11 protein-coding genes are annotated in these 10109 nt (G+C 70.2%); 4 read left to right on the top strand and 7 right to left on the bottom strand.

Annotated features, from left to right (window positions below; translation table 11 throughout):
• Positions 1 to 37: 37 nt before the first annotated feature.
• From SPR02S_RS22055 to SPR02S_RS22040, 4 genes are read right to left on the bottom strand one after another with little or no spacing between them, the layout of a single operon-like run.
• Positions 38 to 361 (bottom strand): DUF202 domain-containing protein, encoded by a 324-nt coding sequence (locus tag SPR02S_RS22055; RefSeq protein ID WP_019059171.1) that lies wholly within the window; start codon positions 359 to 361, stop codon positions 38 to 40.
• Positions 358 to 750 (bottom strand): YidH family protein, encoded by a 393-nt coding sequence (locus SPR02S_RS22050; RefSeq protein WP_019059170.1) that lies wholly within the window; start codon positions 748 to 750, stop codon positions 358 to 360. Before SPR02S_RS22050 ends, SPR02S_RS22055 begins: the two co-directional genes overlap by 4 nt.
• A 10-nt stretch (positions 751 to 760) precedes the next feature.
• The gene (locus SPR02S_RS22045) at positions 761 to 1291 is read right to left on the bottom strand and encodes an NUDIX hydrolase (protein ID WP_019059169.1); all 531 of its coding nucleotides are present in this window, start codon (positions 1289 to 1291) and stop codon (positions 761 to 763) included.
• Between the two features lie 52 nt (positions 1292 to 1343).
• A complete protein-coding gene (locus tag SPR02S_RS22040; protein WP_019059168.1) occupies positions 1344 to 2237 on the bottom strand; it encodes a DMT family transporter in 894 nt (297 codons plus the stop codon).
• Between the two features lie 421 nt (positions 2238 to 2658).
• Here SPR02S_RS22040 and SPR02S_RS22035 point away from each other — a divergent pair, with 421 nt between their 5' ends.
• The 4 genes from SPR02S_RS22035 to SPR02S_RS22020 all read left to right on the top strand — a co-directional run bounded on the left by SPR02S_RS22035 (position 2659) and on the right by SPR02S_RS22020 (position 6790).
• Positions 2659 to 3609, top strand: a complete 951-nt coding sequence (locus tag SPR02S_RS22035; RefSeq protein ID WP_019059167.1) for a hypothetical protein — start codon at positions 2659 to 2661, stop codon at positions 3607 to 3609.
• A 115-nt stretch (positions 3610 to 3724) separates the two neighbouring features.
• Positions 3725 to 5284, top strand: coding sequence for an APC family permease (locus SPR02S_RS22030; protein WP_019059166.1), 1560 nt, complete (start codon positions 3725 to 3727; stop codon positions 5282 to 5284).
• Positions 5285 to 5421: 137 nt separating this feature from the next.
• Entirely contained in the window at positions 5422 to 6171 is a 750-nt protein-coding gene (locus SPR02S_RS22025; protein WP_019059165.1) for a molybdopterin-dependent oxidoreductase, read from the top strand.
• Complete coding sequence (locus SPR02S_RS22020) at positions 6155 to 6790, top strand: cytochrome b/b6 domain-containing protein (RefSeq protein WP_019059164.1); 636 nt, start codon at positions 6155 to 6157, stop codon at positions 6788 to 6790. Before SPR02S_RS22025 ends, SPR02S_RS22020 begins: the two co-directional genes overlap by 17 nt.
• A 55-nt stretch (positions 6791 to 6845) precedes the next feature.
• On the opposite strand, the gene SPR02S_RS22015 is transcribed toward SPR02S_RS22020, so the two are convergent.
• The 3 genes from SPR02S_RS22015 to SPR02S_RS22005 are packed head-to-tail and all read right to left on the bottom strand — an operon-like array spanning position 6846 to position 10055.
• Positions 6846 to 7871, bottom strand: coding sequence for an L-idonate 5-dehydrogenase (locus SPR02S_RS22015; RefSeq protein ID WP_019059163.1), 1026 nt, complete (start codon positions 7869 to 7871; stop codon positions 6846 to 6848).
• Between the two features lie 17 nt (positions 7872 to 7888).
• Entirely contained in the window at positions 7889 to 8647 is a 759-nt protein-coding gene (locus SPR02S_RS22010; protein ID WP_019059162.1) for an SDR family oxidoreductase, read from the bottom strand.
• A 10-nt stretch (positions 8648 to 8657) separates the two neighbouring features.
• Entirely contained in the window at positions 8658 to 10055 is a 1398-nt protein-coding gene (locus SPR02S_RS22005; protein ID WP_019059161.1) for a GntT/GntP/DsdX family permease, read from the bottom strand.
• Positions 10056 to 10109 lie beyond the last annotated feature (54 nt).

Here is a 10109-nt window from a genome sequence, read left to right as displayed (position 1 = left end):
TTCCGGGTTCCGGCTCGTACGGTTCCGGATCTGGTCCTCAGTACACGAGCACCGCCGCGCACACCGCCATGGCCACCGTGCACAGCACCGCCGTGGTGGCGTGCCGGGGGGTCAGGGGTGGGGGTGTTCCGCCTGCCGTGAGGGTGCTGATGCGGTGGTGGGCCACGGTCAGGAAGGCCAGCCAGAGTGCGCAGCACAGGGCGCAGATGACGATGCCCTCGGCCCGGATGCCGCCGTGCAGTGCGGCCTTCGCGGCCAGGACGGCGGCTACCGTGCTCGACAGGGTCGTACGGCGCCAGGCCAGTCGGGTGCGTTCGGGTTGAAGGCCCGGGTCGCGGTCCGGGGCCGGGGGGCGGGTCATCCGGCCCAGCCCGCCAGGACTACGACGACCATCGCCACGGCCACGATCGCCACGGCGATGCTCAGCAGTGCCGGGAAGCGGGACACCGGCAGGTCCTCGCCCCGGCGCATCGCCCGTTCGCAGCGCACCCAGTGGTTGACCGCGCGGAGGGAGCACAGGACGCCCGCCGCCAGGAGTGCCAGGGCCAGCCCGACCCGCCAGGCCCAGCGGAGATCTGGCAGGAACTGGTCCACCGCGAAGCCCCCGCCGATCAGCGCGAGCGCGGTACGCAGCCAGGCCAGGAAGGTGCGCTCGTTGGCCAGCGAGAATCGGTAGTCGGGTGTGGTGCCCTCGTCGCTGATGTGGTGGGGCTCGAACCACAGCCGGACGTTCCGTGCAAAATCGATCACGGGCAGGACCCTATCCGGCCGTTTCTGTCTGGTCTTTCCGGTGCTCCTTGAGGCGGGCGTAGGCCGCCATGCCGTCCGGTACCCACTCCCAGTCGTTCAGTCGTTGCTCGATCTCCTTCTCCTCCAGGAAGTCGTGCCAGGCGACCTCCTCGACCTGTGGGCTCACCGGCAGCTCGCACTGGACCTCGTACACCGCCGACCACCAGGTCTGCCCGGCACCGTCGTCGTACAGGAACTTGAAGAGGGGGGTGGGGTGGGGGAGGCCGTCGACGCCCAGTTCCTCCTCCGCCTCGCGCAGGGCCGCCTCGTCGTAGGACTCGCCCGCGCCCACCACCCCGCCGACGAACATGTCGTAAAGGGAGGGGAAGACGAGTTTGGTGGGGGTGCGGCGGTGGACGAAGATCCGGCCGTGTGCGTCTCGGGCCTGGATGAAGACCGCGCGGTGGCGCAGGCCTTGTGCGTAGGCCTTGCCCCGTGGGGACTGGCCGATGACCCGGTCGTGTTCGTCGACTATGTCGAGGATTTCGTCAGCTGGGTTCATGCCCCCATCCAAACAGAGGTGTGCTCATGCGCCCCGAAGAGGGGCCAGGCTGTCAGTGCGGTTGGAGGGCCGGTGCGGGTTTCGGCTTTGTCGTGCCGCGCGGCATCGCCGGGTGCATGCCCAGGAGCAGGATGCCTACGACGATTCCGGCCAGGCCCACCGCCTCCCAGGCCAGCGCTCCCGTGTCGGCGCGCAGTCGGTCGCCCAGGAAGCCCACTCCGCAGATGATCCCGGCGAGGGGTTGGGCCGCGGTGAGGGCCGGGAGGGACATGCGCAGGGGAGCTGTCTCGAACGCGCTCTGTACGAGGACCAGGCCTGTCACGCCGAGTGCGAGTACGCCGTACGGCTGCCAGCCCGTGAGGAGTTCGGTGAGGCCGCCCTCGGTGAAGCGCTGGCCGCTGACCCGGGTGAGCGCGTCCTGGACGCCGTAGAGGAGGCCGGCCGCCAGGGCCAGGAGGACCGGGGCCGAGCTGAGGCGGGAGCGTTTGGCGTACGTCGTGAGGAGGAGGGCGAGGCCCACCATGACGCCGATGATCAGCCAGTGGCGGAACGGGTCGGTGACGGCTGTGCCGCTGCGTGGTTCGCCCGCGACGATGAAGGTCGTGACGCCGCCCGCGAGGAGGGCCAGGCCCGCCCAGCCCTGGCGGCCCAGGGGCTGTCGGGTCTGCTTGCGGGAGAGGGCCAGGGCGAAGAGGAGGTTCGTCGCGAGGAGGGGTTCCACGAGGGAGACCTCGCCCTTGCTGAGTGCTATCGCGCCCAGCACCATGCCCGCGATCATCAGGCCGATGCCGCCGAGCCAGCGCGGTACCCGCATCAGGTCGAGGAGCAGCCTGGGGGAGAGGAAGTCGCTCAGGGGTGCCTGCTGGGCCACGTTCTGCTGGAGCACGAACCCGAAGCCGAGGCAGCAGGCCGCGCTCACGGAGAGCATCAGAACCAGAAGGGACACGCGCGTACCTCGATCGTCAGGCCGGGCTACGGGATGCGTTTGGGCGACTGTAGCGCCCCAGGGCCCGGCTTGCCCCTGGGAGTACCCGGAAGCGGGCGGTTGCTCCGGTCACGATGCTCTGACGACCGTGGGCACGATCGGAGGCTGCGGCGGGACCGTGCTGCCATGGTCCGCCGCCGCGCGCCCGAGCGCCATGGCCTACGCCACATCGGTGACCCGCGAACGTCGGCGGGCGTACTGCTCCCCAGGGGGCGGATTCGGCCACTTCAGCCACAAGTGCCGCACGCGCAACGGAAGTTGACAGGTGTAACGGCAGTACAGCACTTGACGTGAAGGATTGGTGGAAGGTTTGCTGTGCGTGATCGGCCGATGGCATGCCGATGTCCCGCTGCGTCGCGTCAAGAACGTGAGGAATACCCGGGTGTCCCCACCCCCGCCACCCCTCGGACGCCGCCACAAGCGTGCGTCCCAGGCCTTCGACGCCGCGCTCGACGACGATCAACTCGTCGCCGCACGGGCCGCGTTGGCCCAGGGTCGCTGGCAGGTGGCGCGCGGACTGCTCGCCCAGACGGGCGACGACTGGGACCTGCGCGCCCACCGGGTCACCGTCCTCGCCCTGGAGTCCTACACCGCCGCCTGGGCCCGCGACTGGCTCCTCGCCGAACCCGAGTCCGGCGACGCCTCCGTCCTGCTCGCCGTGGCCCTGGTGCAGCGCGTGCTCGCGGGCAAGGAGAAGCCGGTCCGCGCCCGCGAGGCCTGTCGTACGGCCTCGGCCCGGCTGCCCGACGATCCGACGCCCTGGCTCGGACTGCTCATTCTGGAGCACACCCTCGGTACGGATGAGGGTGTCGTCCAGCTCTTCGACGAGGTGCGTCATCGGTACGCCGACCATCACCACGCCCACCATCTGATGGTGGCCCGGCTCGCGGAGCGCCGTGCGGCCGCGGGTGTCGACCCGTTGCACGAGGTCTACGACTTCGCCTACTGGGCCGCCGAACAGGCCCCCGCCGACTCCCCGCTCGCGATCCTGCCGGTCGTCGCGCACGCCGAGCGCTACCGCGTACTGGCCGCCGCCGGTCTGGAACCCGCCGACCCGGCCGCCTCCGGGCACTGGGCCGGACGCCGAGCCCGGCAGGTGATGAAGGCCGCCTTCGACTGGTGGCTGGAGTGGGAGCACGAAGGGCATCCGCGCCGGCTGGTCGACCTCAACTTCCTTGCCCACGCCAAGTCCTGCGAAGGGCGCGGTGCCGAGGCCGCCGCCCTGTTCCACCGCATCGGGGAACACCCGACCCCGGCCCCGTGGTCCTACCCGGACCGTGACCCGCTCACCGCCTTCCGTGCCGCACGCGACTGCGCGCTCGGGACGTCGTAACGCCCCCGTACCAACGATTCGGCAGCGATGAAACGCACCCGTAGCAACGCTGCCGTAGCGAAGTAACGCGACCGTAGCAACGCCCCCGTAGCGACCCCGAAAGGACGTTCCCGCCATGACGACGGGCAGTTCCAGAACGAGCAGCGCCACCTCGGACGGTGGCGGCGGCAGTAGCGGTATCAGCACGTTCAGGGGGCAGGAGCGCGCCCTGCGCGCCGACCGTCTCGGCACCGGGGGCCTGCTGCTCTCCGTGCTCGCGGCGACCGCGCCCCTCATGGTGGTCGCGGGTGTCATGCCCACCACATTCGCGGTGATGGGCATCGAAGGGCAGCCGCTCCTCTTCGTCCTTCTCGGCGTCGTCCTGGTCCTCTTCAGCGTCGGCTACGCCGAGATGAGCCGGCACGTCCACAACGCGGGCGCCTTCTACGCGTACATCTCCCGCGGCCTCGGCGGCACCGCGGGCGCGAGCGCGGCCCTGGTGGCGCTCGTCGCGTACAACGCCCTTCAGGTCGGCATCTACGGCATCTTCGGCTTCGAGGTCTCCGGACTGTTCTCCACCTACGCCGACCTCCAAGTCGCCTGGTGGATACCGGCGTTGGTGGCCGTGCTCGCCGTCGGCGCGCTCGGCTGGCTGAAGATCGACGTCAACGCGCGCGTGCTCGGCGTCCTGCTGATCATCGAGGTCGCCCTCGTCGTCATCTTCGACATCGCGGCCGTCGCCGACCCCGCCAAGGAGGGCCTGTCCCTGCACGCCTTCAACCCGGACACCCTCAGCGGCGCCGGCGTCGGCACCGCCCTGTGCTTCTGCATCGCCGCCTTCCTCGGCTTCGAACAGGCCCCGGTGTACGCCGAGGAGACCAGCCGCCCGCACATCCTGGTGCCGCGCGTGATGTTCCTCGCGGTCAGCGGCGTCGCCGTGTTCTTCGCGCTCAGCTGCTGGGCGCTCACCGTCGCGACGGGGCCCTCCCAGATCATCGGCGTCTCCCAGAAGCAGAGCGCCGGACTGCTCTTCTACCTCACCGATTCCCGCCTCGGCGGCACCTTCACCGACGTGCTCCACATCCTGTTCGTCACCGGCATGTTCGCGGCCATGCTCAGTTTCCACAACGTCGTCGCCCGCTACGCCTTCGCCATGGGCCGCGAGGGCCTGCTGCCGTCCGCCTTCGGCCGTACGACGAGCGCGAGCGGCGCCCCCGCCACCGGTTCGCTGCTCCAGACCGCCGTGTCCGCCGTGATCGTGATCGCCTTCGCGATCGCCGACGACAAGCCCACCGGCGACCCCACCGAACCCGTCCTGCACCTGTTCACCTGGTTCGGCAACATCGGCGCCCTCGGCGTGATCCTGCTGATGGCCGCCGCCTCCCTCTCGGTGATCGTCTTCTTCGCCCGCCGCGGCTCCGCCCGCGCCCAGGCCTGGCGGCTGGTCACCTCCGCGCTGTCCGGCATCGCCCTCGTCGTCATCGCCGTCTACACGGTCAAGGACTTCGACGTCCTGGTCGGCGCGGGCCCCGGCTCCTCCCTGAGCTGGATCCTGCCCGGCATCATCGTCCTGGCCCTGCTCGTCGGCCTGGCCCAGGGCCTGCTCCTGCGCTCCCGCAACCCCGAGGCGCACGCCCGGATCGGGCTCGGCAACGAGGCGTTCCAGCTGGAGAAGGCGGCGGGGGAGACGCCGTAGAGAACTGCGGTTGCACCGGTTGTCGAACCTGTCGTTGAACTGTCGGTTCTGAGAAGCACGTAAGAAGTGGTTACGGAAGTCTGACGGGCACCCGCTATCCCTGGCCGCGCGGGGGTCGCGGGTGTTCGAATGACTGCGTGAAACCTGAACAACCCGAGCCCGAGCCCGAGGGTGCCGAGAAGGCGGAGGGTCGGCCGCTCGGCCGCCGGGTCCTCCTGGGCACCCTCGGCCTGGGCGCCCTCGGCGTCGTCGCCGCGCCCGCGCTGCAGAAGGGCATGGAGGGCTTCCTCGGTGCCGTCTCCGGCAAGGACCCCACCGGGCTGACCGGACTGCTCCCGAACGGCGGCGGCTTCCGCTACTACTCGGTCACCGCGTCCGTACCGAACAAGAACGCCGAGAACTACCGGCTGACCATCGACGGCCTGGTCGACAAGCCGACGTCCTACACCCTGGCCGACCTGCGCGCGCTGCCGCAGACCCGGATGGTCAAGGACGTCCAGTGCGTCACCGGCTGGCGGGTCCCCGGAACCCCCTTCGAGGGCGTGCGCCTGTCCCGGCTCCTGGACGCGGCGGGAGTACGCGCCAAGGCCGGGGCGGTGCGCTTCACCTGCTTCGACGGCGCCTACACGGAGAGCCTCACCCTCGACCAGGCCCGGCGCTCCGACATCCTGGTCGCGCTGCGCATGCAGGACAAGCCCCTGAGCCACGACCACGGCGGCCCGGTCCGCCTCTACGTCGCCCCCATGTACTTCTACAAGTCCGCAAAGTGGCTCTCCGGCATCACGGTCACCGAGCATGTGAAGCCCGGCTACTGGGAAGATCGGGGCTACGACGTCGACGCCTGGGTCGGCAAGTCGAACGGACGCGACGATGACCCTACGAGCTGAAGCCCAGCCCCCGCGGACGGAACCGTCCGCCCGCGTCCGCCGCTTCGGCGGCACCGAGCGCTGGGTGCACCGGACGACGGCCGCGCTGATGGGCATCTGCGTGGCCACGGCGGCCTGCCTGTACATCCCGGAGTTCGCCGAACTCGTCGGCCGCCGTGAACTGGTCGTCCGCATCCACGAGTTGGCCGGGGTCGCGCTCCCCGTCCCCGTCCTCTTCGGCCTGTTCTCCCGCGGCTTCCGCGTCAACCTCGGCTTCCTCAACCGCTTCGGCCCGCACGACCGCGTCTGGCTGCGCGGCGCCCTGATGCGCGACAAACGCCGATCGGCGCGCCCGGCAGGCAAGTTCAACGCCGGCCAGAAGATCTACGCCAACTGGATCGCCGGCGCCACGCTGGTGATGCTCGGCACGGGCCTGATGATGTGGTTCACCCATCTCACCCCGATCATGTGGCGCACCAGCGCGACCTTCGTCCACGACTGGCTCGCCCTGACGATCGGCATCGTGCTGGGCGGACACATCGGCATGGCCCTTGGCGACCCGGAGGCGAGGGCGGGCCTGCGCACGGGGTCGGTGAGCAGGGAGTGGGCGAAGCGGGAACACCCGCTCTGGAAGCCGTAGTTGAAGCCTTGGGTGTAGTGGTTGAAGCCTTGGTCGGTGTGCTGGTCGCCCCTGCTCAGTCCCCGAAGTCCAGCAGTACCTTGCACGACCGGTTCCGGTCGGCCGCCAGGGCGAACGCCGACTCTGCGTCCCGTACCGGCACCACCGCGCTGACCAAAGCGTCGAACGCGGGCTCCACCGCGAGGAGTTGGAGCGCGTCGTTGAACTCCTCGTCGAAGCGGAACGCCCCGCGCAGCTCGATCTCCCTGCTGACGACCAGGTTCCCCGCGAAGGGACTCTTCCCCGGCGGCAACATCCCGAGCTGCACGACCACCCCGCCCCGCCGCACGAGCCGCAGACAGGTGTCGAGGCCGGCCGCCACCCCGGACGCCTCGATCGCGAGGTCCACCTCGGACGGCCACCCGGAGTCGTCCAGGTCGTCGGCCCGTACGACGGTGTCGGCGCCGGCCGCCGTGGCGTACCGAAGTGCCGCCGGGAGAAGGTCCGTTACCGTCACGTGGGCCGCACCGGCCGCCTTCGCCGCCGCGACGACCAGACAGCCGATCGGGCCCGCGCCGGTGACCAGCACATGGCGTCCCCGCACGTCCCCGGCCCGGTGTACGGCGTGCAGCGCGACGGAGAGCGGTTCCGCGAGGGCGGCCCGGCGCAGCTCCAGGCCCGCCGGGATCGCCCTCAACTGCTCGGCGGGGACGGTGACTTGGGCCGCGAATCCGCCCTGTACGTGCGGGAAGCGGGCCGCGCTGCCCAGGTACGCGGTGTCCCGGCACACGTTGCGGCGACCGTCCACGCACTCGGGGCACACCCCGCACGGGGTCGCCGGGTGCACGGCAACTGCCGTACCGGGGACGGGACCTGTGGCACCGGGGCCGTAGGACACGACCGTGCCGACCGCCTCGTGGCCGAGCAGCATCGGTTCCTTGAGGCGGAAGTCGCCGACGCCGCCGTGGCGCCAGTAGTGGAGGTCGGAGCCGCAGACGCCGCCGTAGCGGACGGCGACCAGGGCCTGGCCGGGGCCGGGCTCCGGGACCGTCAACTCATCGACCCGCAGGTCGTCCTGACCATGAATCACACAACCCAGCATGTCCGGACTCCCGTTCTCTACAGCACGCTCGTCATGCCGCCGTCGACGTAAAGGATCTGTCCGCTCACGAAGTCCGCGGCGGGCGACGCCAGGAACAGCACCCCGCCGACCAGGTCGTCCGTGGTGCCCCAGCGGCCGGCCGGGGTCCGCTTGCGCACCCAGGCGCTGAACTCCTCGTCCTGGACCAGGGGTTGGGTCAGTTCCGTCTCGATGTAGCCGGGGCCGAGACCGTTGACCTGCACGCCGCTCGGGCCCCAGTCCGCGCACATGCCCTTGGTGAGCATCTTCAACGCGCCCTTGGTGGCCGCGTAGGGCGCGATGCCGGGGCGGACCACCTCGCTCTGCAGCGAGCAGATGTTGATGATCTTCCCGTGGCCGCGTTCCGTCATCCGCCGAGCCGTCTCACGGCCGACCAGGAACGCGCTGGTGAGGTTGGTGTCGATGATGCGGTGCCAGTCGGAGTCGGTGAACTCCAGGAGCGGGGCGCGCAGTTGCATGCCCGCGTTGTTCACCAGGATGTCCAGCGGGCCGACCCGGTCCTCGACGTCCGCGATTCCGGCGGCCACTGACGGACCGTCGGTCACGTCGAAGGCGGCCGTGCGGACCTCGCCGGGCAGTCCGGCGGCGGCCTTGGTGAGGCGTTCGCCGTCCCGGCCGTTCAGGACGACCGTGCAGCCGGCCTCCAACAGGCCCTGCGCCAGGGCGAGTCCGATGCCCCGGCTGGAACCGGTGACCAGGGCCGTACGACCACTGATGTCGAAAAGAGGATGACTCATTCCCGTACCCCTAGATGATCAGTGAGAGGAGGAGGACCAGTCCGCCGGCGACGACCGAGATGATGGTCTCCATGACGGACCAGGTCTTGAGGGTCTGGCCGACGCTCAGGCCGAAGTACTCCTTCACCAGCCAGAAACCGGCGTCGTTGACGTGGCTGAAGAAGAGCGAGCCCGCGCCGATCGCCAGCACCAGCAGAGCGGTGTGGGCGCTCGACATGTCGGCGGCCAGCGGGGCGACCAGACCGGCCGCCGAGATGGTGGCCACCGTCGCCGAACCGGTCGCCAGCCGGATCGCCACCGCGATCAGCCAGGCCAGCAGCAGCGCCGGGATCGACCAGTCCTTGGAGATGTCCAGGATCATCTGGCCGACACCGGAGTCGATCAGCGTCTGCTTGAAACCGCCGCCCGCGCCGACGATGAGCAGGATGCCCGCGATCGGCATCAGGCCCTTCTCGACGGTCGAGGACAGCCGCTCCTTGGTGAAGCCCGCCGGGCGGCCCAGCGTGAACATGCCGACGATGACGGCCGCGAGCAGCGCGATCAGCGGCGAGCCGATGACGTCGAAGACGCGCTGGACGGTGTGCTCGGGGTCGTCCACGACGATGTCGACCAGCGCCTTGGAGAGCATCAGCACGACCGGCAGCAGGATCGTGGCGAGGGTCGCGCCGAAGCCGGGACGGTTCTTCAGGTCCTCGGAGGGGCGGGCGGGGATCATTCGGTCAGGAGCCTGTACGTCCACCCAGCGTGCGGCGACCTTCGAGAACAGCGGACCCGCGATGATCACGGTCGGGATCGCGACCAGCACGCCGAGCGCGAGGGTCAGACCGAGGTTGGCCTTGAGCGCGTCGACGGCGACCAGCGGCCCGGGGTGCGGCGGAATGAGGCCGTGCATGACCGACAAGCCGGCCAGCGCGGGGATGCCGATCCGCATGAGCGAGTAGTTGCCGCGCTTGGCGACCATCAGCACGACCGGGATCAGCAGCACGATGCCGACCTCGAAGAACAGCGGCAGCCCGATCACCGAGGCGATCAGCACCATCGCCCACGGCATCGACCGGGGACTGGCCTTCGCGAGGATCGTGTCGACGATCTGGTCCGCGCCGCCCGAGTCGGCGAGCAGCTTGCCGAGGATCGCGCCCAGCGCGATCAACACGCCCACACCGGCGACGGTCGAACCGAGCCCGGTGGTGAAACTGGTGATGGCCTTGTCCAGCGGCGCCCCGGCGAACGCGCCGAGCGCGAGCGAGCCGATGGTCAGCGCCAGGAAGGCGTGCATCTTGAACTTGGTGATGAGCAGGACGATGACGGCGATGCCCGCCAGTACGGCGATGCCCAGCTGAGCGTGGCCGGCCGAGGTGATGGGCTCGACGGGGTCCGCTGCCAGCATCTCGACGCTGAGTCTGGTCACGGTGGATTCCTTGCGGATACGGGGGATACGGGGGAGGGGTTACAAGTGCGGGGT

Origin of the sequence: Streptomyces prunicolor NBRC 13075 (assembly GCF_000367365.1) — a bacterium.
Lineage (GTDB): Bacteria > Actinomycetota > Actinomycetes > Streptomycetales > Streptomycetaceae > Streptomyces > Streptomyces prunicolor.
Note: the sequence above shows the minus strand (reverse complement) of the source record. Positions and strands in the feature narration are given on the sequence as shown.

Bases quoted from the DNA above. Each gene is read 5' to 3' on its own strand.
- SPR02S_RS22055 (WP_019059171.1), bottom strand. From the start codon at position 361: ATGACCCGCCCCCCGGCCCCGGACCGCGACCCGGGCCTTCAACCCGAA.
- SPR02S_RS22045 (WP_019059169.1), bottom strand. From the start codon at position 1,291: ATGAACCCAGCTGACGAAATCCTCGACATAGTCGACGAACACGACCGG.
- SPR02S_RS22030 (WP_019059166.1), top strand. From the start codon at position 3,725: ATGACGACGGGCAGTTCCAGAACGAGCAGCGCCACCTCGGACGGTGGC.
- SPR02S_RS22020 (WP_019059164.1), top strand. From the start codon at position 6,155: ATGACCCTACGAGCTGAAGCCCAGCCCCCGCGGACGGAACCGTCCGCC.
- SPR02S_RS22015 (WP_019059163.1), bottom strand. From the start codon at position 7,871: ATGCTGGGTTGTGTGATTCATGGTCAGGACGACCTGCGGGTCGATGAG.
- SPR02S_RS22010 (WP_019059162.1), bottom strand. From the start codon at position 8,647: ATGAGTCATCCTCTTTTCGACATCAGTGGTCGTACGGCCCTGGTCACC.